Origin of the sequence: Rhodococcus sp. 14-2496-1d (genome assembly GCF_002259365.1) — a bacterium.
Classification (GTDB): domain Bacteria; phylum Actinomycetota; class Actinomycetes; order Mycobacteriales; family Mycobacteriaceae; genus Rhodococcoides.
The window spans coordinates 123,171-149,320 of the sequence record NZ_NPFV01000028.1; the positions used below are offsets into that span (position 1 = coordinate 123,171).

The 26,150-nt window shown below is 66.7% G+C and carries 22 protein-coding genes; 15 read left to right on the forward strand and 7 right to left on the reverse strand.

The features are described 5' to 3' along the window. Window positions 1-111: 111 nt before the first annotated feature. A complete protein-coding gene (crtI, locus tag CH296_RS20735) occupies window positions 112-1,695 on the reverse strand; it encodes a phytoene desaturase family protein (protein WP_256980524.1) in 1,584 nt (527 codons plus the stop codon). 11 nt (window positions 1,696-1,706) lie between these two features. After that, window positions 1,707-2,765: a polyprenyl synthetase family protein gene (locus CH296_RS20740; protein ID WP_094631678.1), complete on the reverse strand. Its 1,059-nt coding sequence runs from the start codon at window positions 2,763-2,765 to the stop codon at window positions 1,707-1,709. Window positions 2,766-3,012: 247 nt separating this feature from the next. Here CH296_RS20740 and metF point away from each other — a divergent pair, with 247 nt between their 5' ends. Continuing rightward, on the forward strand, window positions 3,013-3,939 hold the full coding sequence (gene metF / locus CH296_RS20745) for a methylenetetrahydrofolate reductase [NAD(P)H] (protein ID WP_032394703.1): 927 nt from the start codon (window positions 3,013-3,015) through the stop codon (window positions 3,937-3,939). Between the two features lie 5 nt (window positions 3,940-3,944). Here the strand turns inward: metF and CH296_RS20750 are convergent, their stop codons facing one another. Genes CH296_RS20750 through CH296_RS20770 form a run of 5 tightly spaced genes read right to left on the reverse strand, consistent with a single transcriptional unit; the run spans window position 3,945 to window position 8,924 of the window. Then, entirely contained in the window at window positions 3,945-5,114 is a 1,170-nt protein-coding gene (locus tag CH296_RS20750) for a glycosyltransferase family 2 protein (protein WP_179277791.1), read from the reverse strand. Further along, entirely contained in the window at window positions 5,111-5,866 is a 756-nt protein-coding gene (locus tag CH296_RS20755) for a DUF3153 domain-containing protein (protein WP_179272919.1), read from the reverse strand. The genes CH296_RS20750 and CH296_RS20755 overlap by 4 nt, the downstream gene beginning before the upstream one ends. Window positions 5,867-5,876: 10 nt before the next feature. Next, a complete protein-coding gene (locus CH296_RS20760; RefSeq protein WP_032394392.1) occupies window positions 5,877-6,698 on the reverse strand; it encodes a carotenoid biosynthesis protein in 822 nt (273 codons plus the stop codon). Then, on the reverse strand, window positions 6,695-8,302 hold the full coding sequence (locus tag CH296_RS20765) for an NAD(P)/FAD-dependent oxidoreductase (protein ID WP_094647696.1): 1,608 nt from the start codon (window positions 8,300-8,302) through the stop codon (window positions 6,695-6,697). Before CH296_RS20765 ends, CH296_RS20760 begins: the two co-directional genes overlap by 4 nt. 4 nt (window positions 8,303-8,306) lie before the next feature. Then, window positions 8,307-8,924 carry an N-acetyltransferase gene (locus CH296_RS20770; protein WP_094685666.1) on the reverse strand — a complete coding sequence of 206 codons (618 nt, stop codon included), beginning with the start codon at window positions 8,922-8,924 and terminating at the stop codon, window positions 8,307-8,309. Window positions 8,925-9,120: 196 nt separating this feature from the next. Between CH296_RS20770 and CH296_RS20775 the strand changes: the two genes are divergently transcribed. The 14 genes from CH296_RS20775 (at window position 9,121) to CH296_RS20840 (ending at window position 26,014) form a co-directional block, all read left to right on the forward strand. Continuing rightward, window positions 9,121-9,576: an SAV_6107 family HEPN domain-containing protein gene (locus tag CH296_RS20775; RefSeq protein ID WP_045194895.1), complete on the forward strand. Its 456-nt coding sequence runs from the start codon at window positions 9,121-9,123 to the stop codon at window positions 9,574-9,576. A 227-nt stretch (window positions 9,577-9,803) separates the two neighbouring features. Next, window positions 9,804-10,241, forward strand: coding sequence for a DUF3040 domain-containing protein (locus CH296_RS20780; protein WP_094647816.1), 438 nt, complete (start codon window positions 9,804-9,806; stop codon window positions 10,239-10,241). A 508-nt stretch (window positions 10,242-10,749) separates the two neighbouring features. Next, on the forward strand, window positions 10,750-11,181 hold the full coding sequence (mraZ, locus tag CH296_RS20785; protein ID WP_027497352.1) for a division/cell wall cluster transcriptional repressor MraZ: 432 nt from the start codon (window positions 10,750-10,752) through the stop codon (window positions 11,179-11,181). Window positions 11,182-11,400: 219 nt separating this feature from the next. Continuing rightward, window positions 11,401-12,432 (forward strand): 16S rRNA (cytosine(1402)-N(4))-methyltransferase RsmH, encoded by a 1,032-nt coding sequence (gene rsmH, locus CH296_RS20790; protein WP_094685667.1) that lies wholly within the window; start codon window positions 11,401-11,403, stop codon window positions 12,430-12,432. Beyond that, the gene (locus CH296_RS20795; RefSeq protein ID WP_256980525.1) at window positions 12,429-13,256 is read left to right on the forward strand and encodes a hypothetical protein; all 828 of its coding nucleotides are present in this window, start codon (window positions 12,429-12,431) and stop codon (window positions 13,254-13,256) included. Before rsmH ends, CH296_RS20795 begins: the two co-directional genes overlap by 4 nt. Further along, window positions 13,253-15,109, forward strand: coding sequence for a penicillin-binding protein 2 (locus CH296_RS20800; RefSeq protein ID WP_045194901.1), 1,857 nt, complete (start codon window positions 13,253-13,255; stop codon window positions 15,107-15,109). The genes CH296_RS20795 and CH296_RS20800 overlap by 4 nt, the downstream gene beginning before the upstream one ends. Before the next feature lie 158 nt (window positions 15,110-15,267). After that, window positions 15,268-16,869 (forward strand): UDP-N-acetylmuramoyl-L-alanyl-D-glutamate--2,6-diaminopimelate ligase, encoded by a 1,602-nt coding sequence (locus tag CH296_RS20805; RefSeq protein WP_094685717.1) that lies wholly within the window; start codon window positions 15,268-15,270, stop codon window positions 16,867-16,869. Continuing rightward, window positions 16,866-18,374: a UDP-N-acetylmuramoyl-tripeptide--D-alanyl-D-alanine ligase gene (gene murF / locus CH296_RS20810; RefSeq protein WP_094631681.1), complete on the forward strand. Its 1,509-nt coding sequence runs from the start codon at window positions 16,866-16,868 to the stop codon at window positions 18,372-18,374. The genes CH296_RS20805 and murF overlap by 4 nt, the downstream gene beginning before the upstream one ends. After that, window positions 18,371-19,456 (forward strand): phospho-N-acetylmuramoyl-pentapeptide-transferase, encoded by a 1,086-nt coding sequence (gene mraY / locus CH296_RS20815; protein WP_032394385.1) that lies wholly within the window; start codon window positions 18,371-18,373, stop codon window positions 19,454-19,456. The genes murF and mraY overlap by 4 nt, the downstream gene beginning before the upstream one ends. A 3-nt stretch (window positions 19,457-19,459) precedes the next feature. Beyond that, window positions 19,460-20,932, forward strand: coding sequence for a UDP-N-acetylmuramoyl-L-alanine--D-glutamate ligase (murD, locus tag CH296_RS20820; RefSeq protein ID WP_094685668.1), 1,473 nt, complete (start codon window positions 19,460-19,462; stop codon window positions 20,930-20,932). Then, window positions 20,929-22,515, forward strand: coding sequence for a putative lipid II flippase FtsW (ftsW, locus tag CH296_RS20825; RefSeq protein WP_094685669.1), 1,587 nt, complete (start codon window positions 20,929-20,931; stop codon window positions 22,513-22,515). Before murD ends, ftsW begins: the two co-directional genes overlap by 4 nt. Further along, window positions 22,512-23,654 carry an undecaprenyldiphospho-muramoylpentapeptide beta-N-acetylglucosaminyltransferase gene (murG, locus tag CH296_RS20830; RefSeq protein ID WP_218829685.1) on the forward strand — a complete coding sequence of 381 codons (1,143 nt, stop codon included), beginning with the start codon at window positions 22,512-22,514 and terminating at the stop codon, window positions 23,652-23,654. Before ftsW ends, murG begins: the two co-directional genes overlap by 4 nt. Window positions 23,655-23,717: 63 nt before the next feature. Beyond that, window positions 23,718-25,223, forward strand: a complete 1,506-nt coding sequence (gene murC / locus CH296_RS20835) for a UDP-N-acetylmuramate--L-alanine ligase (RefSeq protein ID WP_045194912.1) — start codon at window positions 23,718-23,720, stop codon at window positions 25,221-25,223. Next, window positions 25,220-26,014, forward strand: coding sequence for a cell division protein FtsQ/DivIB (locus tag CH296_RS20840; protein ID WP_082322386.1), 795 nt, complete (start codon window positions 25,220-25,222; stop codon window positions 26,012-26,014). The genes murC and CH296_RS20840 overlap by 4 nt, the downstream gene beginning before the upstream one ends. The last annotated feature ends 136 nt before the right edge of the window (window positions 26,015-26,150 follow it).

Below are 26,150 nucleotides of genomic sequence, written 5' to 3' on the forward strand. Positions count from 1 at the left end.
CGCCGGCCGATGGTTCACGCCGACCACCGAACGATCATGGTCGCAGCAATGAGCGCGACCGGCAAACGATCGCGCTCAGCTTAGTTGGTCGACGCAGTCAATCGAACGAACCTACCGTCCCGTGCGCCCCGTCACCCGCTCTGCGGCGAGCTTTCCCGACACCAGAACCGTGGGAACGCCCACTCCGGGCGTCGTGCCCGAGCCGGCGAGAACCACGTTGTCGAGCCCGGCGACCATGTTCTTGCGTCGGAACGGCCCGGTCTGCCGAAACACGTGCGCCGACGAGAACGGCGAACCGGAGATCATGCCTTTCTGCGCCCAGGTCTCGGGAGTGTCGATGTGGTCGAGTGTGAATCCGTCGAGTAGACCCTTGTACCCCCGACCTTCCATGGTCGTCAGGATCTCGCGAAGGTACGGCTGCGCCAATTCGTTCCAGGGAAGGGGCGCGCTGTCGAGATTGGGGCACGGTGCGAGGATCGACACCGGCTCGCATCGAACACCGTCACGCACCATCTCGAGTTGGGTATCGCTGACCGACGGTCGGGTGATCAGCAGCGACGGATCGGCCATCAAGGACCCCTTGCCCGCCTTTGCGGTGATCCGGCGGAAGGTCTCGGCCCACTCGTCACCGAAGTCGATGGTGTGATGTGCGCGGGCGGGCCACGTCGCCGTCACGTCGGCGGGAACGGTTCCGTGCGCGACGACCGCCGACGGCGAGACGACGCCGTATCCGTTCCGGCGGCCCTTCTTCGACACCGACGCCCGGTCGAGCAGTCGGTCGACGACGGGCAGGTCCGCGGTGAGAACGAGTGCGTCGCACGCGATTCGACCGCCGGCTGCGGTGATCACGGAGTCCGCACGACCTCGGTCGACGGTGATGTCGACGATCTCGGTGCCGAGTTCGAGCGTGCCACCCGCGGTGACGAACGCGTCGGCCATGGCCCGTGCGATGGCCGCCATGCCGCCTTCGGGGAAGAACACCCCGAGCGAGGTGTCCATGTGTGCGATGGCTCCGTAGACCGCGAGCGCCTTCTGAGGTGCCATGCCGGCGTAGAGCGCCTGGAACGTGAACACGCGGCGCAGGCGAGTGTCCTTCAGGAACTTGTCGACGCGTGGCCCGAGCCGGCCGAAGCCGCCCAGTCTGGTCAGCGTCGCGGTGTCGGAGATCGCAGCTTTCGATCCCACGAGATCGAGCGGTGAATCGAAGTTCGAGTCGATGAAGCGGTCGAACTCGGCGTCGAAGATGTCGGCGAGCCAGCGTCGCAGTTCTCGATATCCCTGCGCCTCGGCCGGGCCGCAGGTTCGCTCGACCTCGGCCGCCATGGCCTCGGGATCGGAGTAGACGTCGATGGACGTGCCGTCGGCATAACGCGTGTGATAGGACGGCGACAGAGCGGTCAGCCGAATCGGCGGCGTGGTCGACTCGAAGTCGGCACCCACGGCGGCGAGCGCCTCGAGCACCAGGTTCGGCATCGTGAGCACGCTCGCGCCGTTGTCGATGTCGTACAGGTGCGTTCCGTCGGCGTCCGATACCGGGTACACCCCGACGCGGCCGCCCACGGTCTCTTCGCGCTCGACGATGGTGACTTTCCTGCCTGCTCCCAGCAGATGCAGACCGGCGGCCAGGCCGGCCAAACCGGCTCCCACGACGACCACGGTGTCGGTGGTGCCGGAGACCGTGCGGATCGAAGACATGACGCTCTCTTTCAGTACTGCCGTTGGATGGCGGCGGTTGCCATGGCGCGCAGGTGCGCGGCAGCGACCGGTTCGATCGAACTGTTGTCGAGGGCGGCAACGGCCCGGGTCCCGAGCTCGTCGATCTGTTTCTCGACCGCGTCCACTGCGCCGAGTTCGACGAGGATGGAACGGATGTCGGCCACTTCGTTCGCGTCGAGTTCGGTTCCGAGGCTGGCCCTGATCGTGGCTGCACGATCCGGCCGGGTCCGGTCGGCTTTCTCCAGCGCCAGCGCGATCAGCACGGTGCGTTTGCCCTCGGTGATGTCGTCGCCCGACGGTTTGCCGGTGACCTCGGGATCGCCGAACACCCCGAGGAGGTCGTCGCGCAGCTGGAACGCGATTCCGATGTCCGCACCGAAGTTGCGGTAGGCCGAGATCAGGTTCTCGTCGGCATCGGCGAGGACTGCGCCGAGATGCAGCGGCCGCTCGACGGTGTAGGCAGCGGTCTTGTATCGGTTGACTCGCATGGCAGCCGCGACACTCTCGTCGGTGCCTGCCTCGGCTTCGATGTCGAGCAACTGGCCGCCGAGAACCTCCGTGCGCATCGCCGACCACACCGGTTGGACCCGTCGTGCGGCATCGGCGTCGATGCCGGACTCGCGCAGGAGATCGTCTGCCCAACACAGGGCGAGATCGCCGACGAGGATCGCTGCCGATTCACCGAAATGGTCCGCGCCGCCGGACCACCCCGCGTCTCGGTGCCGTTGGGCGAACCCGACGTGCACGGTCGGGAAACCGCGTCGGGTACTGGAGGAATCGATGATGTCGTCGTGGATGAGGGCGCAGGCCTGGATCAGTTCGAGCGCCGAGCACGCCCGCAGCACTGCGTCCGCTCGGGCACCGGTGGATTCACCGCCTGCACCGAGCCATGCGGTCCAGGCGAATGCAGGGCGCATGCGCTTGCCACCGCGAAGTACGAAGGCCTCGAGGTCGGCCACCGCAGCGGGATAGCCGCCACCGACGGTGTCGACGACATCTCGGCGTGAGGTGAAGAACTCGGCGAGCGTCGCGTCGACGGCCGTGCGCATCGCCTTCGGGTCGTGCGCGGCGGCGGGAGTGTCGACTACGGGTGAAGAAAAGTCTCCGGACAGGACGATCCTCCAAGGTTGCTGTGGATTGCGTGAATTCTCATTCCACAGTAATGGCCGTGGAAACCCTGGACCGACCTGCAGCGAACATCTGTCGTCAGGGATGCCCGACGGGCTTCGGTGGGCCGCAACCTATGATCTTCGGGTGAGCGAAGATTCCGTCAGGGGGCGGTCGAGTCGAGGATTCGTGACGAGAACACCGTCCATCGTCGACCGACTACGGACAGAACCCGAGGCCAGGATCCCGTTCTCGGTGGAGTTCTCGCCTCCGCGAGACGCGGCCGCCGAGGCCAGGCTGTGGCGGGCGGTCCGTGAGTTCGAACAACTTCAGCCCGCATTCGTGTCGATGACCTACGGCGCGGGGGGCTCCACCCGTGATCGGACGGTGCGTGTCACCGGGCAGATCGCCGAGGAGACCACCCTTTTGCCTGTGGCGCATCTCACTGCTGTCTCGCACAGTGTGGACGAGCTGCGATCCATGGTGGGGTCGTACGCGGACCGCGGTATCACCAACATCCTCGTACTTCGCGGAGATCCCCCCGGAGATCCGCTCGGCGACTGGGAGAAGCATCCGGACGGTGTCGAGTACGCCGAGGAGCTCGTCCGGCTGGTTCGCGATCTCGGCGACTTCCACGTCGGCGTGGCGTCGTTCCCCGAAGGGCACCACCGCGCAGGCGATCTCGAACAGGACACCCGATGCCTGGTCGGGAAGTTGCGGGCGGGAGCGGAGTACTCGATCACTCAGATGTTCTTCGATGTGGACGACTACCTGCGTCTACGTGATCGTGTGTCGGCGTTCGACGCCGAGCAGGGTGCCAAGCCGATCATTCCCGAGATCATGCCCATCACCTCGCTTCGGTCGGTTCGCCGGATGCTCGAGCTCTCGGGCACGACGCTTCCGTCGCACCTGGACGAGAAGTTCACGCGCGCAGCGGGATCCGGCCCCGAGGAGGACCGCGCCGCGGTGCGAGAAGTGGGCATCGAACTCGCGACGAACATCGGTGAGCGCCTGATCTCCGAGGGCGCACCCGGACTGCACTTCATCACTCTCAACTTCGCGCGCGCGACGCGTGAGGTGCTCAGCAACCTGGGGCTTGCAGCCGCGAGAGTGTGAGACGGTCAGGTGTGCGGCGCAGGCATCGGGCGCGACTTCCACGACAGCGAGCCGCGACGCCTGCGCACGTGGGACTCTGCGACGAGTCCGACGAAGGCGAGAATCGAGACCGGGTGCAGCGCGGCGTCGACTACGTCGCCCACCCCGAACCGCGATCCCGTCTCGCGCCGCCGCACGGACATCCGTGACACCGTGCCTGCGAGATAGCCGGCGCAGCCGAGGCGACGCGCGACACCCGAGGAGGTGAGCGCAGTGATCGGGGGCAGCACGTACACGACGGTCAGTGCCAGGGCCGCCGCCACCGAACCGGCCGGTCCACCGAACTCGTTCCACAACCACCTGCTGTAGCCGGACCGCAACTCCGCTGCCGATCGGTACATCCGGCATCGAACGAACCCCGCACCCGACGCCACCGCGGTGGAGAACCCCCGCCGACGCAGAGCGCGTGCCAGATCCAGGTCCTCGGTTGCGCTCGCGGCGACGCAGCCGTGGCCCCCCACGGCCCGGTAGGCGGCGGCGTCGAAAGCCATGAACTGCCCGCAGGCGACCGCCATCGACGGTGCGAGCGTCGCATTGCCGAGAGGGACGGGAAGCGTGGACATCCACGACCATGCGAGCAGGGGCTGGACCAGTCGCTCGACGGTGCTCTCGGCCAGTTGCTCCGGCCACGGGCACAGCAGGGAGGCACCGCGCCGTCGCAGCATGCGGGCCGCTGCCGCCACGGCCTCCGGTTCCAGGCGCACATCGGCATCGACGAACACGATCAACGACGTCGTCGGGTCGTCCTCGTCGGCCAGCCTCGCGAGCTCGGCGCACGCGGCGGCCTTACCGGTCCAGCCGGCCGGGGGAGCGACACCGGAGGTCACGACGCGAATCCTCGGATCACCGCCTGCAGCCGCGCGGGCAGCGGAGGCCGTTCCGTCGGTCGAGTCGTCGTCGAGGACGATCACTCGCAGATCCGTGCACGATCGTTGCTTCGCGAGATCGCCGATCAGCGCGGGAAGCGTCGCGGCCTCGTTGCGGGCGGGAACACAGACGACGACGCTTTCGGTGACGTCCTGCTCCGGGGAGTGCAGGCTCGGCATGAACCGAGAGTTGAACTCCGACACCGCGGCCGACGCAGCCGCGAGGACGGCAGCGGTCGCCGTCGTTCGCGCGAACACGCGGTCTTTCACACAGATGTTCTCTCGGTCGAGCTTCCCGGCTCGGTACCGCGCGAGCCGCGGCCCCGCAGCGGTGGATTGCGCGACACCCAGGCCATGGCTCCGACGATGGCCGCGACACCGACCGTCACCCCGCCCACGATGCCGGCCCAGCCGGCGAAGCTTCGGGTGTTGGGATCGGGATAGTTGACCTCGGCGCGCACCGAGGTGACCTCGCCTGCCGGCAACTTCCAGGAGATCGAGTTGTCGCTCTCGCGGGTGCCGTTGGTGGTGCCGATGCGGGCCGGGAACGCGATGGTGAACTGTACGTCCGTGCCCTGAACCGGAACGGAGGACAGATCGGCGTTGCCGGCAAGAGTGACGGTGTCACCCGATCGCTGCAGTGTCAGCTGGAACGATCCGGCCGCGTTCTGGAAGATCGAGCCGAGGGTCTGCACGTCGCCGAACGAGAGATCGTCGAAGATGGCCTGCGATCCGACGTATCCGTCCTGGTCGTACGGCTCGACGCGAACCTTGTCCTCGATCGAGGAGGGAACCACCAGTTCCGGGCCGGTGTCGGAGTCCGATGTCGGCACGCTGGCCGCCACGATCTGACCTGCGACACGGTCGTTCGCCGACACGCCCATCGTGACCTGCACGCGCAGGCAACCGGCCAGCATCGGCGCGACCAGCAGGGCCAGTGCGACCACCGAGAGAACGCGGCGGCGGTGGGTTCGATGAGGTGTTCGCGATGTCGACTGCACAGCGACATCGTGCCAGGGCATCGAGGTGATGTCAGTCGGCAGGGGTTGTCAGCGAGGCGTGTCGGGTGTTCCTGGACAGACGGGCATTCCACAGCAGTGGTATGCCGACGACGCCCATGACGACGAATCCGTACACCGCCGAGAAGCGAAGCTCCGGACCGTCGAGGAACACCGCGTGCGCGAGCGCCGACCCGAGCCACGTCCACAGGAACAATCCGATGGGCACTGCGTCGTCGGACGACCGGGGGCGACCGACGGCGCGGTCGAGCGATTCCATCACCGCAGCCATCAGCGTCGCCACCACCAGCCAGCCTAGGTAGTTGGTCAGCGGAATCGACGGCACACCCGGCAGCCCGACCGAACCGGCGGTCCAGGTCCACTGTCCGTCGGTGACCATCTGTGGATCCAGATAGAGGTCCCAGCCGACCATCCCCACCGCCACGGCCACGATTCGCAGTGCGGTGGCGCGCGCCTGCGTCGTGTCGAGACGGCCGACGACGAAGGTCACTGCACACCAGATCGGGTAAAACCCGGCCGTCCACGCCAGAGGGACCACGACGGGTACCTCGAACAGGCTCGGGCCCAAGCGATTCTGCGCGTAGAAGTATTCGCCGAACGGGATCCCGGTGGCCGTGCCGACGAGTTCGGACGCGAACCCGGTTCCTGCGGTCACGACGACGAGAACGGTAGCCCACACGACACCGCGGTTCAGCGCCGCGTGCAGAATCGACGCGAGCGCGAGCAGGGCCACCACCGCCACCGTCACTGCGTCCCTGGTCGATCCCGACACCAGTGGATAGAGGATCTGGCAGCCCACGGCAGCGGCCGCCACGACGATCGGAACGACCTTCATTCCCGTTTCCTTCCGAAGAACGTGCGACGGCGGGCTGCGCGGGCGTCGGCGATCGCGATTCGGGCCGCCGACCGACCACTGGCCGCGGTGACCCCTCCGCCGGGGTGGGTCGATGCGCCGGTGAGATAGAGCCCGTCGGCACCGGGGACCCGATGCCCGGCCAGTCGAGGATGCGGCCGCCACATCATCATCTGGTCCAACGACATGTCCAGGTGCATGATGTTGCCTCCGATCAGACCGAGCTCACGCTCGATGTCCGGCGGCGATTGAACGAACCGATCCAACACGGACTCGGCGAAACCGGGTGCGTACCGGTCCAGTTCGGCCACGATTCGATCTGCCTCGAACTCGGCCAACGAGCGCTCGCCCGGAACGTCCGATCGCCACTGCCTGCCGTCGGCGAGGGTATGGGGATGCCACTGCGACCACAGTGAGATCTGGTGCTGTCCCGGCGGTGCGATGGTGGGATCGAGTGCGCTGAAGGACATTCCCAGCACGGCCGGGGTGGGCGGCAGGTCGCCGGCCAGCGCGTGCCCGTGCGCCAACCGCAACTGGCTGCGGTCGCGTACCAGCAGCGCCAGACCGTGGGTGCCGTCCTCGATGCGGTCGGCACTCGGGTACGTCGGAAGAGCGTCGGTGGCCAGTCTGACCGCAGTACCGATCCCCGGTCCTACCCGAATCGTGCTGCGCCACGGGGCGATCTGCGCCGAGTCGTGTCCACCGGCTTCGAGAAGGTCGAGGGTGGTCAGGATGTGGCAGCCGGCCACGACGATGCGGCTGTCGATCTCCCGTCCCGACGCGGTCCTGGTGGTCCAGCCGTGCGGGCGGCGTACGAGCGAGGTGACCGCGTCGCCGAGTGTCAGTTCGGCACCGTCGCGTTGCAGCCGAGCGATCATCGCCTCGGTCAATGCTCCGCTGCCGCCGACGGCGCGGCCCGGCGGAAGGGTGTGCATGAGGGCAGCGAAGCCGACCATCGGTGCGGTACCGGGCTCGGACATCGGCGGACCCGACTGAGCGCCGAACCACGCGAGCGCAGCCTTGAGTCGTTCGCTCGAGAACATCTCGTCCAACATGGAATCGCCGGTGGCGAGGAACTCACGCGAGAGCATGCTTCCGCCGTCGGGGGCACCGAGGCCCCAGAAGGATCGGAGCAGTTTCGGACCGGTGGGCGGCCCACCGAACGCACGCATGGTGCGTTCGCTGCGGGGACCCCAGACGGAGACGAACGTTCGGTAGGCGCGCGCGTCGGCTGCGCCGCAGGCGGCGGCGATGGACTCGCAGGTTCGTTCCAGGCTTCGGTGGAAGACGATTCCGCGTTCGTCGGTGCCGACGGCTCCCGGCGCGAACGCCCAGGGGTCGCAGTCGATGTAGCGCAGTCCGAACTCGGCGAGGCCGAGCTCCTCGATGATGCCTGTGTGCCGAATCATGATGTGTGCCGACGAACCACGGTCCACTCGGTGGCCGGGAAAGCGTTCCACCGTCGAGACCGCGCCGCCGGCGACGGAGTCGCGCTCGAGAACCTCGACCGACATGCCGGCATCGGTCAGGTAACAGGCGGAGGTCAGGGCATTGTGGCCGGAGCCCACCACCACAGCATCGATCACACCCTCAGGCTACTGGCCCGTCGAGGGGCAACCGGCGGCCCAGGACCGCGAAGGGTCGTCGGTCCCCGCTGAAGGTGAAGTCGCGCAGTACGTCCGCGAAGCCGAGCCTGCGGTAGAGCCGCCAGGCTCGGTTGTCCTCCTCGGCTACTTCGGGTGTGGACAACATCACGTTGGCCGCCGAGACGCCGCGCAGCAGTCGGCTGCACAGTCGTCCACCGAGACCGTGCCCCTGGGCGCTCGGGAGAACGTGCAACTCGGTCAGCTCGAAGTAGTCCGCGAGCGTGGCTTCGACGGTCTGCGGGGAATGCCCCGTGCGCCGTAATCCGTCGCGAACCTGTTGATGCCACCACTGGTGCGCGGCACCATGGTAGCCGTACGCGACGGCCACCAGCGAATCGGGCTGTGTCGGATCGGCGTTCGGGAGCAGTGCGCCGACGGCTCGCCAGCCCGGGCGGTGCAGGTGTTCACTCCACGTCGGGGCTCGGCTCTGTTCGGTTCCACGCGGATAGCCCATGGCCTCGACGTAGATGGACAGTGCCTCGAACAGCCGCTGGCGGAATTCCGGGGGCGTCAGATCGACCAGGTACGGCGTTGTCCGCGCATCGGTGACGACTGTTCTCAACCTTTCTTCGGCAACTTGTCGGTGGGCACGGCTATATTGAATGTGTCGAACGGGTGTTCGACAATCGGGGCCGAGTGCGCCGGTGGCTTCGGCTCGTATGTCGAGTCGGATTCTTCCGGAGTTCGACTGTAAGGCTTCGCCACGGTTCCGGCCGCGCCAGGTGCGCGCCGGAGATTCGAACTGGAGGTGTTCGAGTATGACGATCACGAAGGCATTCGATGCCGGAGTGCGGTCGCCGGTGTCGCGTCAGGCTCAGATTCTGCTGGGCCGGGCCGATGCTTTGCTGTCCGAGTCCATCGGGGAGAGCGATGCCGGAGATCGATTTCTCGGTAGCTACGCCGCTGCACTGAAAGGCGCGGCAGCTGTGCTGGCGTCGTTGCCGAATTCGATCGGCGCGCGTCCTCGTTCGCGCAGTGCGTGGGTGTTGATGGCAAAGGCGGCACCGGATCTCGCCGTCTGGGCCGACTATTTCGCGTCTTTCTCCGCCACCAGGGCGGCGGTCGAGGCCGGCGCGTCGAGCACGATCGCCGATCTCGATGCCGACGATTTCCATCGACACGTCGGTCGTTTTCTGAACTCGATCGAGGACCGACTCGGCGGGCAGGCTCGATTCGCGTCCGTCGACCCCATGACGGCGCCCCTGTCTGCGTAGCGCACCGAGCTGGACGTCAGGTGACAATCGCCACGTCATCGGGTGTTCGCCCAAGGTTTTCGGGACGTGCGTCTCGAAAACTTCGGTGTTTCTCAGGAACACATCGACCGAGTAGGTGGTAAGCGGCCGATTCAGCTCGTATCATCGACAGCAGGTAGCCGCCAAGGTCAGCTTCCCGTCGTTTCGGAACCGAAATGACCTTCAATATCTGTGCAGGGGGAGGTACCGTGCCACTCTCCGAGCACGAGCAGCGCATGCTCGACCAGATCGAGAGCGCTCTCTACGCCGAGGATCCCAAATTCGCGTCTCATGTGAGGGGCGGTCGCGTACGTGCGGCGTCGAGCAGGAGGCGCTTTCAGGCTGCCGCGCTGTTCGTAGTGGGACTCGTGTTGCTCGTCGCCGGTGTTGCATTGTCGACGAACAGCCTGGCTTTTCTCGTCGTCAGTCTCATCGGCTTTTTGTTCATGTTCGGTGCCGGGGCACTGTTCCTGTTCGGCGGTTCCAGCAAGGGAGCCGCAGCGTCGCAGGACGAGGGCAGCGCATCCAACGATGCTGCCGAGACGTCCGGGCGTGGTACCGGACAGAAATCGAAGGGTGGTCGCAAGGGCGGCAGCTTCACCTCTCGCATGGAAGATCGGTTCCGTAAGAGGTTCGAGCAGGACTGAGTCGACCGGGTTTCGCCGAACCGACCCTTATCGGCTCGTCTCCACAACTTCACGCGTCAACGTAGAACAGCATCTCACCCTCGGGTGAGGTGCTGTTGTCGTTTCTGCCCTCGAACGGACGCCGCCCGATCGACTGCAGCCCTCCGCTCCGCGTCGAGGGCCGGTTCGCGTGTTCGCGCGCGGGAGTTGTGGGACACGTCCCCCACTGTCACCCACGCTTCCCACTTTTCCCCACCGAGGCCCCACCGAGGGGCCGAGATCGACCGTCGTCCACCACCGTAGGTGCTGCGTGCCTGGTCAGGCTGCTTCGATGCTGGACTCGTGCGCCATGGCGTCCGGTTCGAGCCCTCGGAATCGCCCGCGGTATCGCTGACGGCAGCGCCGATCTTCTACGTCTTGACCAGCGCAGACAGTGACTTCTCCAAAGTTTTCCGGCCATGAATGGTTCGAAGTGGGGGAGAGTGGGGTAAAGTGGTCCGCAGCGGAGAGTCGAGGCTGGAGGTGGCGAGTGTTTCTCGGTACCTACACGCCGAAGCTCGACGACAAGGGTCGACTCACGTTGCCGGCCAAGTTTCGGGACGCGCTTGCAGGAGGGGTCATGGTGAGCAAGGGGCAGGATTTCAGCCTCGCTGTCTACACCGCGGCCGACTTCGCGGAGCGCTCTCGGAAGTTGACGGCGGCTTCTCGTGCCAACCCCAAAGCTCGTGCCTACGTTCGCCAGTTCTTCTCGGGAACAGACGAACAGCGGCCGGACGGACAGGGACGCATCACCATCAGTCCCGAGCATCGCCGCTATGCGGGGCTCGAACGAAACTGCGTGGTGATCGGTTCGATGGACTTCATCGAGATCTGGAACGACGAAGCGTGGGCGCGCTACTCCGCTGAGAACGAGCAGGATTTCTCCGACGCTTTCGACGAGTCCCTCGGAGGGATCTTGTAGCCCGACCAGGTCGCCTGCGAGTGCAGCGAGGCCTCTGCCCGATCAGAACCCTGACGTTCTTCCCCAACGCCAGGTTTCGCAGATCAGGACCCTGACGTTCTTCCCCAACGCCAGGTTCCCTATCGGACAGGGACCTCGAAGCATTCGTATCGGCCTCGGTGGGCGACCTGCACGGCCCGGACCCGGGCGAGAAGTACGTACGCGCGACCGGGAGGAACCATGACGGAGGGCACCGGGCCGGACGAGAGCGACTCGTCCGCCGACCGAACCCATCGTCGATCCTCGGGCCCGGTCCACGTTCCGGTTCGTCTCGAGCGAGCCGACGAATTGCTCGGACTCGCGCTCGAATCCACCGGCGATACCCGAGTCATGATCGACGCGACTCTCGGACTCGGCGGTCACTCTGAGCACTTCTTGCGGACCTATCCGCACCTGCACCTGATCGGGCTCGACCGGGATCCCGATGCGCTCGAGTTGGCCGGAGCCCGGTTGGCTCCGTTCGCCGATCGAATCACGTTGGTGCACACGACCTACGACGGCATCGCCGAAGCGCTCGACGAGGCCGGCCTGCCTGCGGTCGGCTCCGTTCACGCCATCCTGTTCGATCTCGGTGTGTCGTCCATGCAGTTGGACGAATCCGATCGCGGATTCGCCTACTCGGTCGACGCCCCATTGGACATGCGAATGAATCCGACCGTGGGTATCACCGCCGCAGACGTCCTCAACACGTACTCGCACGGCGAGATCGCACGGGTCCTGAGCACCTACGGCGAGGAGCGGTTCGCCGGAAAGATCGCCTCCGCCGTTCTGCGTCACCGAGAGCACACGCCCTTCACCACGAGCGGGCCGTTGGTCGAATTGCTCTATGCCGCAATTCCGGCCGCAACGCGGCGCACCGGAGGGCACCCTGCCAAGCGCACCTTCCAGGCCCTGCGTATCGAGGTCAACGGTGAACTGGAGTCGTTGAAGGCGGCGGTACCTGCCGGGCTCGACGCGTTGGCTGTCGGAGGCCGGGTGGTCTTCATGTCGTATCAGTCGCTCGAAGACCGAGTTGTCAAGCAGGAGTTGGCGCCTCGGATCAAGTCCCGCAGTCCGGAAGGGCTGCCGGTCGAGCTTCCCGGAATGGGTCCGGAGTTTCGGCTCCTGACCAGAGGTGCCGAGCGTGCATCGGATGCAGAAATCGAGACAAACCCACGTTCGGCTCCGGTGAGATTGCGCGCCGCCGAACGGATTGCAAGGAGAGCGGAATGACGGTTCCAGTCACAACCATTGGACCACAACGCAATCGGGTTCCGGCATCGCCCCGCAACGCCGTACGGCAGGCTCCACTCTCGCGGCCCGAACGTACGGGTAAGGGTGGTGGACGGTCCGGTGCTGCACTGCGGGCATACGAGCGCAGGCAGCAGCGGGCGTCGATCCACACCTCGGATTCTGCGCGTGGTTCCGTAGCCGGTGCCCGGGCTTCGCTGAACGGAAGCGCCATCGCGGCGCGAATTCCGTTCGTCGCCTTGATCATCGGCCTGCTCGCCATCGGTCTCGGTCTGACGTTGCTGCTGACCACTCGGTCTGCGGGAGACTCCTACGATCTCAGCGCCGCCAAGGCCGTCAACGCCGAACTGGCTCAGCAGCGGGCCTCGTTGCAGCGTGATGTTGAGTTGGCGGAGTCGGCTCCGGAGTTGGCGCGCAAGGCCGCCGAACTCGGAATGGTCCCGGTCAAGAACTCCGCCCATCTGATCGTCGCGCCGGACGGCGGCGTCCAGGTCGTCGGTACCCCGGCTCCGGCCGACGGTGCACCGGTGGCACCGCTCGATCCGGTGTCGCCCGCGTCCGCAGGCGAGGGAACCGTCACGAATCCGAGCACGCAGTCGCCGCAGCAGCAGACGCCGAGAAGCGCGTCGCAGCCGAATCGAACGTCGGGCACGATCGACACCCGCGCCGCCACGCCGAATGCGAGCAATGGAGCTGGAAACACCGCGCTTGCTGAACAATTGGTTCCCATGAGCATCCCCTCGCTCGAAACACCTGCGGTCGAAGCCCCCGAGCCCACCGGCGAAGCATCGGGTGACGGGCAGTGACCAGGCCCTCGCCTGCTCCACGCCGTCGACCACCGAGCCGAAAGCGTCTCGACTCGTCCACCTTTCGGTTTCGTCACGGCACCGGCCGCGTTCTGATGTATCTGGCGCTGGCCGTTGCGGCGGCACAGTTGCTGTGGATTCAGGGATTCGATGCGCCGAGGTTGTCGGCCGAGTCGGCGTCGCAACGCACCACCACTCTCGTCGATCCGGCGCTACGGGGATCCATCCTGGACCGCAACGGCAATCCGATCGCCTTCACGATGGAAGCCAAAGCGTTGACGTTCCAACCGGTTCGGGTTCGCAAGGAACTCGACGAGGCCCGGGCGAAGGACCCGACCGAGCCGGAGACCGAGCAGTACCTCGAGGACATAGCCGCCCGTATCCATGGCGACCTCGGTGATGTGATCAGCGAGAAGGATCTGCTCGCGAAGCTGAAGAGCAACGACGAATTCACCTACCTCGCACGCGGAGTGGACGCCACCGTGGCGTCGAAGATCAGCAAGGATTTCAAGCAGGTCGGACTGGAGCGTCAGGACATCCGTGAGTACCCGGGCGGATCGCTGGCCGGGAACATCGTCGGTGCCACCGGTTGGGACGGACACGGTCTGCTGGGTCTGGAGGATGCGCTCGACGCGACCCTGGCCGGAACCGACGGTTCGCAGACCTACGACCGCGGATCCGACGGTGCCGTCATCCCCGGAAGCTGGCGGGACAAGCAGCCTGCCGTCAACGGTTCGACCGTCGAACTGACCATCGACGCAGATCTGCAGTACTACGTGCAGCAGCAGGTGCAGTTGGCCAAGGACCTGTCGGGAGCGAAGAACGCCTCGGCGTACGTGCAGGATTCGCACACCGGCGAGGTGCTCGCCATGTCCAACGACAACACCTTCAATCCCGGCATCGGAGTCGGCAACAACGAGCGAACCAAGGAAATGGGCAACCTGCCCGTCACCACGCCGTTCGAGCCCGGTTCGGTGAACAAGATCATCACCGCGGCCGCGGCCATCGAGTACGGACTCACCACGCCCGACGAGGTGCTGCAGGTGCCGGGCAGCATTTTCATGTCCGGTGTGTCGGTCAAGGATGCGTGGGACCACGGTGTCGCGCCGTACACGACGACCGGCGTGTTCGGTAAGTCCTCCAACGTCGGCACGCTGATGCTTGCCCAACGCGTCGGCGAGGACCGCTACGCGGACATGTTGACCAGGTTCGGCCTGGGCCAGCGCAGCGACGTCGGGCTACCGGGCGAGAGCGCGGGCAACGTTCCGAGCCGTGACCAGTGGTCGGGCGGCACGTTCGCCAACCTCCCCATCGGCCAGGGACTGTCGATGACGCTGCTGCAGATGACGGGGATGTACCAGGCCATCGCCAACGACGGAGTACGCATCCCGCCGAGGATCGTCGAGGCGACGGTGGACGCGAACGGTCAGCGGACAGAGACCCAGCAGCCCGACGGTGTGTACGTGGTCAGCCCCGATACGGCGAAGACCGTCCGCAACATGTTCCGATCCGTCACCCAGGACGACACCGGAAACCAGCGCGGTACCGGAGTTGCCGCGGGCGTCGAGGGATACCAGATCAGTGGCAAGACGGGTACGGCTCAGCAGGTCGATCCCGAGTGCAAGTGCTACTCGAACTCGAACTACTGGATCACATTCGCCGGCATCGCGCCCGCGGACGATCCCCGCTACGTGATCGGAATCATGCTCGACGCCCCGACCCGCAGCGCCGACGGTTCCGGTGGCCAGTCGGCAGCACCGCTGTTCCACAACATCGCCAGCTGGATGCTGCAGCGGGACAGCGTGCCGATGTCCGCCGACCCCGGACCCAAGCTGGTTCTGCAGGCGGACTGAGATCCCAACCCGCCGGTCCGCGAGTCGGGGCGGCGACATCATGATCCCGGACGCCGGTAATCTGACACATCGGCTCGGGCGTGTTCGTTCGGCTGCCGCTGCGGCGTGATCGAGCCGTGGCAGGCGCGCGGCCGGCAGTAGAGAGGAAGGGAGCAGGAGTGACTGTGTCATCGGATTCACAACCGGCTCCGGGTTCACGTCCGGCGCATCCACCGCACACCGAAGTCCGGGAGGTGGCGTCTGCGGTCGGTGCAACGATCGACGAGGGCGACCCCGCCGGTGTGAGCGTGACCGGTATCGATCTGCGCGCACAGTCCGTTGTTCCCGGCGATCTCTTCGCGGCACTGCCCGGATCGTCGCGACACGGTGCCGAGTTCGTCGCAGACGCGGTCGAGCGTGGTGCGGTGGCGGTGTTCACCGACCCGGCCGGACTCGAGATCGTGCGGGGTGCTCTGGCAGGTACCGATCGACAGGTTCCGGTGCTCGTGCACGACCGTCCGCGCCAGGTGTTGGGGGCCGTCTCCGCTCTGGTGTACGGCAACCCGTCGTCGAAGATGACCGTCATCGGTATCACCGGTACGTCGGGGAAGACGACGACGTCCTATCTGCTCGAAGCAGGCCTGACCGCAGCCGGTCGTCGGTGCGGGCTGATCGGCACCATCGAGACACGTGTATTGGGCCGGCACGTGCCGAGCGCGCTCACCACGCCCGAGGCTCCGCAACTGCATGCCCTGTTTGCCGTGATGGTCGAGGAGGGCGTCGACACGGTGGTGATGGAGGTGTCCTCGCACGCGTTGTCCCTGGGCCGGGTCGACGGCACTCGCTTCGCGATCGGTGCGTTCACCAACCTTTCGCAGGATCACCTCGATTTCCACGATTCTCTCGAGGACTACTTCGCGGCCAAGAGTCGCCTGTTCGCGGCCGACTCGGCGGTTCGTGCCGAGACCGCCGTCGTCTGTGTCGACGACGCGTGGGGCGTGCGGATGGCAGACATCGCTCGGTCGGCCGGGTCGACCGTGGTGACCGCGTCGACCGGTGCCGATTCGCAGTGGACGGTCTCGGACTGGGCCAAGCACGACGACGGAACGCAGTCGTTCACCGTCGCCGATCCGCAGGGTGCGTCGCTGCCGGTCTCGGTCCGGTTGCCGGGGCGCTACAACGTCGCGAACACCGTCCTGGCGTTGGCGACCTGCGCAGTGGCCGGGGCCGATGTGCGCAGCGCCGTGACCGGGGTCGCGACGGTCGACGTGCCGGGTCGCGTGCAGCGGATCGATCGCGGGCAGAACTTCCTGGCAGTGGTCGACTACGCACACAAACCTGCGGCCGTCGAGGCCGTGCTGGCAACGTTGCGCGAATCCTCGCGTGGACGGATCGCGGTTGTTCTCGGAGCAGGCGGCGACCGCGATACCGCGAAGCGTCCCCTGATGGGTGCCGCCGGAGCGCGCGGTGCCGAGCTGTTGGTGGTGACCGACGACAACCCGCGCAGCGAGGATCCGGCCTCCATCAGGGCGGCCGTCGAGGACGGCGCGCTGTCGGTGCCGGACGAGGCCCGCGGCGAAGTACGGAATGTGGCAGGCCGCGCAGCGGCGATCGAACAGGCCGTGGCGTGGGCACGCGAAGGGGATGTTGTGTTGATCGCAGGTAAAGGGCACGAAACCGGCCAAGAAGTAGCGGGCGTGAAGTATCCGTTCGACGACCGAGTCGTACTCGCCTCGGCCATCGATGCGCGCCGGGTCGGCACGAGCGCGGGCGTACGGTGATCCCGCTCTCGATCGACCGAATCGCCGAGATCGTCGGAGGCACGGTGCACGACGTGCCGGATCCGACGGTCGTGGTGTCGGGACCGGTGGAGTTCGACTCCCGCAAGGTCACTCCCGGCAGTATCTTCCTCGCCCTTCCCGGAGCGAAGGTGGACGGTCACGACCATGCCGCCGACGCGGTTGCCGCGGGTGCGGCACTGGTGCTGGCTGCGCGTCCGGTGGGCGTACCGGCCGTGGTCGTGCGTCCCGTTCCACACGACAGTCGCGCGATGGCACTCGAGAACGACCCGGACGGCTCCGGTGCGGCAGTGTTGACCGCTCTCGGCGCTCTGGCCCGCGCATCGGTGCGCGAGTTGACGGCCGAGCACGGCCTGACCGTCGTCGGCGTGACGGGATCCTCGGGGAAGACCTCGACCAAGGATCTGATCTCTGCAGTACTCGAACCCCTCGGTTCGGTGGTGGCACCGCCCGGATCGTTCAACAACGAACTGGGACACCCCTGGACGGCGCTGCGAGCCGATGCCGAGACCGACTTTCTCTGTCTGGAGTTGTCCGCCCGAGGAATCGGCCACATCGCCGAACTGGCCACGCTCGCACCGCCCCGGATCGGGGTGGTCCTCAACGTCGGAACCGCGCACCTGGGCGAGTTCGGGTCGCGCGCGGCCATCGCACTGGCGAAGGGCGAACTGGTCGAAGCTCTGCCGAGTGCTGCCGACGGGGGAGTGGCGATCCTGAACATCGACGATCGGCTCGTCGCCGAAATGGCAACTCGCACAACGGCATCCGTCGTCACGGTGGGGCGCAACGCGGATGCGGACATCAGAGCACTCGACGTGCAGGTCGATACCGACGCCAGAGCGTCGTTCACGCTCGACTGCGCAGCGGGTTCGGTACCGATCACCCTGGCGGTACACGGCGAGCACCAGGTCGGCAACGCTCTCGCAGCCGCCGCCGTCGCACTCGAGTGCGGCGCGACGCTGACGCAGGTCGCCGAGGCGCTCGGGGCTGCCGCACCGACGTCGATCAGGCGAATGGACGTCCGCACCCGCGCCGACGGCGTCACCGTCGTCAATGATTCGTACAACGCCAACCCCGATTCGATGCGCGCGGCACTCAAAGCACTGGTGTCGATGTCGCGTCGCGACGACGGACCCAAACGCCGCAGCTGGGCGGTGCTGGGGGAGATGGGCGAACTGGGTTCGGACTCGGTGGTCGAGCACGACGCGATCGGCCGCCTCGCCGTCCGGCTCGACGTCGATCGCCTGATCATCGTCGATTCCGGCCGTCCTACTCGCGCATTGCACCAGGGTGCGGTCATGGAGGGTTCGTGGGGCGAGGAATCGATGTTGGTGCCCGACCGTGAAACGGCGATCGACGTGCTGCACGAGGAGGTGCGTCCCGGCGACATCGTGCTGGTGAAGGCCTCGCAGTCCGGGGCGATGTGGACAGTCGCGGACGCCCTGCTGGCCGACGCGCCGAGCACCACTGTGGAGGGTGAGCAGTGAGGCAGATCCTGTTCGCCGGAGGTATCGCACTCGCGGTCGCGATCCTGCTGACCCCGGTGCTGATCAAGACCTTCTCGAAACAGGGCTTCGGCCAGGAGATTCGAGTGGAGGGCCCGGCGAGTCACCAGTCCAAGCGGGGCACACCGACAATGGGCGGCGTCGCAATTCTGGTCGGCATCTGGGCCGGCTACTGGGGCTCGCACCTGATCGGCATCGGCTACGACGCGGACGGTCCGTCGGCGTCGGCCCTGCTCGTTCTCGGCCTGACCACAGTGCTCGGTCTGGTCGGCTTTCTCGACGACTTCATCAAGATCCGCAAACAGCGCAACCTGGGCCTGAACGCCACCGGCAAGTACGTCGGTCAGATAACGGCGGCCGTGCTGTTCGCGATTCTGGTGTTGCAGTTCCGGAGCGAGAGCGGGCTCACTCCCGGCAGCACTCAACTGTCGTACGTGCGCGACATCGCCACCTGGTCGATGTCCGCGGTGGTCTTCGTGTTCTTCGTCTGCCTGCTCGTGATCGCGTGGTCGAACTCGGTCAACCTCACCGACGGACTCGACGGCCTCGCCGCCGGATCGATGACGTTGGTACTCGGTGCCTACACCGTCATCACGTTCTGGCAGTACCGTCAGGCGTGCGCAGGACCCGCCGGGCCTGCCCCCGGCTGTTACGACGTTCGAGATCCCCTCGATCTGGCCCTGGTCTGCGCCTCGGCCGCCGGTGCCTGCATCGGCTTCCTGTGGTGGAACGCCGCGCCGGCCAAGATCTTCATGGGCGACACCGGATCCCTTGCCCTCGGCGGTCTGATCGCAGGCCTGTCGGTGGTGACCAAGACCGAGCTGATCATGGTGGTCATCGGTGCACTGTTCGTCGCCGAGGCCGCATCGGTCGTCATCCAGGTCGCGGTGTTCCGATCCAGTCGCCGACGAGTGTTCCGCATGGCACCGTTCCACCATCACTTCGAGTTGGCCGGATGGGCCGAGACGACGGTGATCATCCGATTCTGGTTGTTGGCCGCCATCGCGTCGGCCGTCGGACTCGCTCTGTTCTACAGCGAGTATCTCGCTGCTGTCGGCGGATAGGGCATGGACGAATCTGTGCCCGACTCTCGGACCGATCCGACCTGGTTGCGCGGCAGTTCGGTGCTGGTGACCGGAGCCCGCATCTCGGGACTCGCCGTCGTGCGACCACTGCTCGATCTCGGTGCCGTCGTCACGGTCACCGACTCGAATCGCGCCGCGCTGGACGAGGCGTCGAACTCCGGTGCTGCGGTGGTGCTGCAGGACGACCTGCTCGCCGATCCCGCGGCGCTCGCGGCGTTCTCGCTCGTCGTCACCAGCCCGGGGTTTCGACCCGACTCTCCGGTGTTGGCAGCGGCCGCGAAGCTGGGCATTCCGGTATGGGGCGATGTCGAGTTGTCCTGGCACGTGGACCGGGTCGAGCTGTACGGACCCCGAACTCGGTGGCTGGTGGTGACCGGCACCAACGGAAAGACGACCACCACCTCGATGCTGGCCTCGATACTCGACGCCGCAGGCATCGAGTCGGTTGCCTGCGGCAACATCGGACTCCCCATCGCCGACGCGTTGCGCGGTTCCCCGCATCCGAGTGTGCTCGCGGTGGAGTTGTCGTCGTTCCAGCTGTTCTGGGCTCCGTCGGTGCGTCCGGCTGCGGGGGTGGTGCTCAACATCGCCGAGGATCATCTGGATTGGCACGGCGGTATGGACGGTTACGTTCAGGCCAAGGCTCGTGCGTTGAACGGCGACGTCGCGGTGGTCGGTCTGGACGACTCCCGGGCGGCGGGCCTGTCGGCCGGGTCTGCCGCGTCGACCGTCGTCGGTTTCCGGTTGGGTGAGCCGGCCTCGGGTGAGCTGGGTGTGCGTGACGGGGTGCTCGTCGACAACGCGTTCGGTGAGAACGTCGATCTTCTCGCTGCGGACGACGTGGAGCCGAGCGGTCCGTCCGGTGTCCTCGATGCGCTCGCGGCAGGCGCGCTCGCACGGTCGATCGGGGTTGAGGCAGGCGATGTTCGGCTGGGGCTGCAGACCTATCGGGTGGGACCGCATCGTGCAGCGGTGGTGCGCGAGCTGGGTGGGGTGACGTTCATCGACGATTCGAAGGCGACGAACCCGCATGCCGCTCGCTCCTCCATCTCGGCGCACGATCGCGTCGTGTGGATCGCGGGTGGGCTGTTGAAGGGAGCGGTGATCGACGATCTGGTGATCGAGATCGCCGATCGGCTGGTGGCTGCGGTCGTTCTCGGACGCGATGGGATGCAGATCGCAGAGGCTTTGGCGCGACACGCGCCCGATGTTCCGGTCGTCAGGCTCCCTTCGGGAGACGATGCTGGTGTGACTCATGGTGCTGAAGATGCTGATGCGGTAATGCGGGCGGTCGTGGCCCACGCGGCCGAACTCGCTGCTCCGGGGGACACGGTCCTGCTGGCCCCGGCTGCCGCGTCACTGGACATGTTCGCCGACTACGGCCACCGCGGCCGTAGCTTCGCCGAGTCGGTCCAGCTCCTCGAAGCCACCGACATCGGATCGCCGCGATCGTGACCGCCGCAGGCCAACCGCCTCGTCCGCCTCGACGCGCCGCCGCTCCACGTACCCGAATCGGCCTGTGGTTCGGCAGGCCGCTCGCGTCCTTCCACCTCATCGTCACGATCGCAGTGCTGCTCACGGTGCTGGGCCTGGTCATGGTCCTGTCGGCGTCGTCCGCCGAATCCTTCGCAGCAGACGAGTCCGGGTACGCCCTCTTCACCCAGCAGCTGATCGGTGTCGCGCTGGGAGTCGTCGCGTTCTACGTCGCTCTCCGGCTGCCGGTTCGGTACCTCAGAAAGCTGTCGTTTCCACTGTTCCTGGTCTCGATCACCATGCTGATGCTGGTGCTCATTCCCGGTATCGGTGCCGAACGCCAGGGTGCACGCCGTTGGTTCGACTTCGGCGTCGTGTCCTTCCAGCCGTCCGAGCTCGCCAAGGTGGCACTGGTTCTGTGGGGTGCCCACCTGTTGGCCTCGCGCCGCAGCGAACACGGCAACATCAAGTCACTGTTGGTGCCGTTGCTGCCCGCGGGACTGCTGATGTGTCTGCTCGTCGTGCTGCAGCCCAACCTCAGTACCGCCATCGCCCTCGGCATCATCCTGGTGGCTCTGCTGTGGTTCGCAGGCCTCAACGCTCGGCTGTTCGGTGCGGTGCTGATGACCGGTCTGGCGCTGGCAACCGTGCTCGCGTTCACCGCCGGTTACCGCTCCAATCGCGTCAAGGCATGGCTGAATCCGGGTGAGGACACCCAGGGCCTGTCGTATCAGTCCACCCAGGCGAAATACTCGCTGGCCGACGGCGGACTGTTCGGTCGCGGGCTCGGACAGAGCCGCGCGAAGTGGAGTTACCTCCCCAACGCGCACAACGACTTCATCTTCGCCATCATCGGCGAGGAACTCGGGATGATCGGCTGCCTGGCGGTCATCGGTTTGTTCGGCCTCTTCGTCTACACCGGCCTGCGCATCGCCATGCGTTCGGTGGATCCGTTCCTGCGTCTGCTGACCGCAGGTGCCACGTGCTGGGTGTTCGGTCAGGCCATGATCAACATCGGCTACGTCGTCGGGCTGCTTCCTGTGACCGGCCTGCAGCTGCCGCTGGTGTCCTACGGTGGTACCTCGACCGCGATCACGCTGCTGATGTTCGGCATCATCGCGAGCGCCGCCCGACACGAACCGGAGGCGATCGCAGCCCTGCACGCTGGGCAGGAGGGCCGTATCGCGCGAGCTCTGAAGCTGCCGCTGCCCGCCGTGTTCTCGCCCAAGCGAGCCGCGATGGCGCGGTCGAAGTCCACCCGCCCCACGCTGGCGGCGCAGGATCGCAAACGCATCGAGGCCCGTAAGGGCCAGGGCAAGGACGGGCGCGCAGCGAGAGCAGCCGAGCCCGGACGTGCTCGCACGCGGGTCTCCAGTTCACGGACCGACACGATGTCGCCCAGATCGACCGCACATCGGGGCGAGTCACCCCGCGGCAACCCTCGTCGGAGCGAGGCCGTCCGGCGAGAACCCGCCGCGGGATCGCGTTCGGCATACCGTCCGCGGCCGGAACCACAACCCGGCCGCCCGCCTGTCCGCTCGGGTGAGCGAGGATATCGACGGTGAACCAGACATCTCGACCGATTTCCGTCGTGGTCGCCGGGGGCGGAACGGCCGGGCACATCGAGCCCGCGCTCGCTGTGGCCGACGCCTTGCGCGTCCTCGACCCCACCGTCACCGTCACCGCTCTCGGTAGCAGCCGTGGTCTGGAGACGACTCTCGTTCCGGCTCGCGGGTACGCACTCGAACTCATCCCGCCCGTTCCGCTGCCCCGCAAACCCACCGTCGACCTGCTCAAGTTGCCGCTTCGCGTCGTGCGCTCGGTGCGACGCACCCGCGAGATCTTCGCGGCCGTCGAGGCGGACGTGCTCGTCGGATTCGGAGGCTATGTCGCGCTGCCGGCCTATCTCGCGGCCCGTGGTCGATTGTTCGGCCGTGGCGGCCGAATACCTGTGGTCATTCACGAGGCGAACGCGCGAGCGGGCATCGCCAACAAGGTCGGTGCCCGGTCGGCCGAGCGGGTGCTCGCCGCGGTCGCGGGCTCGGGGATCGCCGCGCGCGGTGCTGCCGACGCCGATGTGATCGGAATTCCCGTGCGTCCCACCATCACCGGCCTCGATCGGGCTGCCGTCCGCGCGGAGGCTCGCGCTCACTTCGGCCTGCCCGACAGCGGTCCGGTGCTGTTGGTGTTCGGCGGCTCGCAGGGGGCCCGATCGCTCAACGACGCGGTGTCCGGAGCCTCGGCGGCCCTGGCCGCAGCCGGCATTTCGGTTCTGCATGCTCACGGTCCGAAGAACTCGCTCGACGTCGAGCAACGTGATCCGGACGCGCCGTACGTCGCGGTGCCGTACATCGACCGGATGGATCTGGCGTATGCGGCTGCGGACCTGGCGATCTGCCGGTCCGGTGCCATGACGGTCGCCGAGGTGTCCGCGACCGGTCTGCCTGCCGTCTACGTGCCCCTACCGCACGGCAACGGCGAGCAGGAACTCAACGCCCGTCCTGTGGTCGACGCCGGAGGTGGCATTCTGGTATCCGATGCGACACTGACCGAGCGGTACGTGAGCGAGACGGTGGTCTCGCTGCTGGCCGACACCGAACGAATTGCCACCATGTCTCGTGCCGCCGCCGGTGCCGGGCACAAGGGCGCAGCGGCTGCGGTCGCGCAGATCGTGCTCGATACCGCGCACGCGGCGCGGCGCTGAGCCCGGCGGCGGCGAGCATGAGAAGAGAACGAGGGAGACGTCCGCGTGACAACTGAGGGTGCGATGTCGAATCTGCCGACAGAGCTCGAACGAGTACACATGGTGGGCATCGGTGGTGCCGGAATGTCCGGCATCGCGCGGATCCTGCTGGCGCGCGGGGGACAGGTGTCGGGTTCGGATGCCAAGGAATCGCGCGGCGTGCTCGCACTGCGCGCACGCGGTGCCCAGGTCCGCATCGGTCACGACGCCGGTGCCCTTGACATGATCGAGGGCGGACCCACCGTGGTGGTGACGACCCACGCCGCGATTCCCAAGACCAATCCCGAACTCGTCGAAGCGCGTGAACGCGGAATCCCGGTGGTGTTGCGGCCGGCCGTGCTGTCCTCGCTCATGCAGGGATACCGCACGTTGTTGGTCTCGGGAACGCACGGAAAGACGTCGACGACCTCGATGCTGGTGGTCGCGCTCCAGCACTGCGGGTTCGATCCGTCGTTCGCCGTCGGGGGAGAGCTGAACGAGGCCGGCACCAACGCCCATCACGGCAGCGGCGACGTGTTCGTGGCCGAGGCGGACGAGAGCGACGGCTCGCTGCTGCAGTACAGCGCCGACGTCATCATCGTGACCAACATCGAGGCCGATCATCTGGACCACTTCGGCACCACCGAGGCCTACGTTCAGGTGTTCGACGACTTCGCTGCGCTCCTGGGTCCCGGCGGTGTACTCGTGGCGTGCATGGACGACCCGGGTTCGGCGGCGCTCGCTCGACGTGTGGTCGAGCGCGACCTTCCGGGCGTGAAGGTGTTGGGTTACGGGTCCTCGGATGTCGACGCCGGTCCCGTCGAGATGGCCGTTCGACTGCTGGCATGGGAGCCCGAGGACATCGGCGGCGTCGCGCAGTTGCAGATCGCAGGCGAGGACGCGGCCCGCACCGTACGGCTCGGCGTCCCCGGCCGGCACACCGCACTCAACGCGCTGGCGGCGTTCGTCGCGGCGCGTCAGGTCGGTGCCGGAGTCGAGGAACTGCTGGCCGGACTCACCGGTTTCGGCGGCGTGCATCGGCGCTTCCAGTTCACCGGACGTGAGCACGGCGTGCGCGTGTTCGACGATTACGCGCACCACCCCACCGAGGTGCGCGCGGTGCTGACGGCCGCGCAGGCTCTCGTTGCAGGCCAGGACCGTTCGGGTCACGAGCAGGGACGGGTGGTGGTGGTGTTCCAGCCGCATCTGTACTCGCGGACCGCGACGTTCGCCGAGGAATTCGGTGCCGCGCTGTCCCTGGCCGACGAGATCGTCGTGCTCGACGTCTACGGCGCACGTGAGGAACCGTTGCCGGGGGTGACGGGGGCACTGGTTGCCGCTTCGGTGACCAAGCCGGTGAACTATCAGCCGGATCTGTCGTTGGTGGCCAAGCAGGTCGCCCATCTGAGTCTGCCCGGCGATGTCGTCATCACGATGGGCGCGGGTGACGTGACCATGCTCGGCGGACCGATTCTCGATGCGCTTCGCTCGAAGACCGATTTCGGTGCTGCGACCGGCCGCGGGGTACCGAAGGATCGGCCGTCGACGTGAGTCGTCGCTCCGATCGAGTCCGTTCTTCGAGGTCGGGAACAGCTGCAGGAGAGGGTGATTCGTCGGCCGCGGTCACCGACAAGCAGGCACGCGCGCTGGCGCGCGAGCAGGAGCGCGAACGAGTGAAGCGGTCGCGGCGCAAGGCCTTGGCCATCGCCCTGGCACTGGTGGTCGTCGTGGTGGGATCGGCTGCGCTGGTGTACTTCACACCGCTGTTGTCCGTACGCACCATTGCGGTCGCGGGAGCATCGTCGGTGTCCGAGCAGGAGATCCTCGATCGGCTCGACGTACCCGTCGGCCTTCCGCTGGTTCGGGTGGACACGGCGGCTGCGGCGCAACGGGTGGCCACGATTCCGGCGCTGGCCACGGTCCGTGTGCAACGGAAGTATCCGTCCACTGTGCAGGTGACGGTGGAGGAGCGGGTTCCGGTGGCGTTCTTCGATTCTCCGGACGGCACCCATCTCCTCGATTCGACCGGGGTCGATTTCGCGATCGCGCCGCCACCGCCCGGGGTGGTGCGTCTGGTGACCGACAACCCGGTGTTCGGTGATCCGGTGACGAAAGATGCACTGGCGGTTCTCGATACGTTGCCACCGCTGCTGCGCGATCAGACAGGAGAGCTGCGGGCGAGCACGTTGTCCGACATCTCCATCCTGCTGCTCGACGGGCGCACCGTGGTGTGGGGCAGCAAGGACGACTCCGAACGCAAGGCCGCGGTGGCCATCGCCCTGCTGTCCCAGCCCGGCCAGATCTTCGACGTGTCGAGTCCGGATCTGCCCACCACCAAATAGTTTGGACGCGTCGACGGGATTTTCTCGCGCGGCGTCGGCGCGCCTAATGGCGATAGTCGTCGGCGATGAATAGCGTTTCGACCAGTTCAGTACTTGACATAACTCTAAGCCTGTGGTTTAGGTTGAGGGTTTTCCA

Excerpts from the sequence above, each read along its gene's own strand:
- crtI (WP_256980524.1), bottom strand. The coding sequence starts at position 1,695 with ATGTCTTCGATCCGCACGGTCTCCGGCACCACCGACACCGTGGTCGTC.
- CH296_RS20740 (WP_094631678.1), bottom strand. The coding sequence starts at position 2,765 with ATGCGCACGGCCGTCGACGCGACGCTCGCCGAGTTCTTCACCTCACGC.
- CH296_RS20755 (WP_179272919.1), bottom strand. The coding sequence starts at position 5,866 with ATGCCCTGGCACGATGTCGCTGTGCAGTCGACATCGCGAACACCTCAT.
- CH296_RS20760 (WP_032394392.1), bottom strand. The coding sequence starts at position 6,698 with ATGAAGGTCGTTCCGATCGTCGTGGCGGCCGCTGCCGTGGGCTGCCAG.
- CH296_RS20775 (WP_045194895.1), top strand. The coding sequence starts at position 9,121 with ATGACGATCACGAAGGCATTCGATGCCGGAGTGCGGTCGCCGGTGTCG.
- rsmH (WP_094685667.1), top strand. The coding sequence starts at position 11,401 with ATGACGGAGGGCACCGGGCCGGACGAGAGCGACTCGTCCGCCGACCGA.
- CH296_RS20795 (WP_256980525.1), top strand. The coding sequence starts at position 12,429 with ATGACGGTTCCAGTCACAACCATTGGACCACAACGCAATCGGGTTCCG.
- murD (WP_094685668.1), top strand. The coding sequence starts at position 19,460 with ATGGACGAATCTGTGCCCGACTCTCGGACCGATCCGACCTGGTTGCGC.
- murC (WP_045194912.1), top strand. The coding sequence starts at position 23,718 with ATGTCGAATCTGCCGACAGAGCTCGAACGAGTACACATGGTGGGCATC.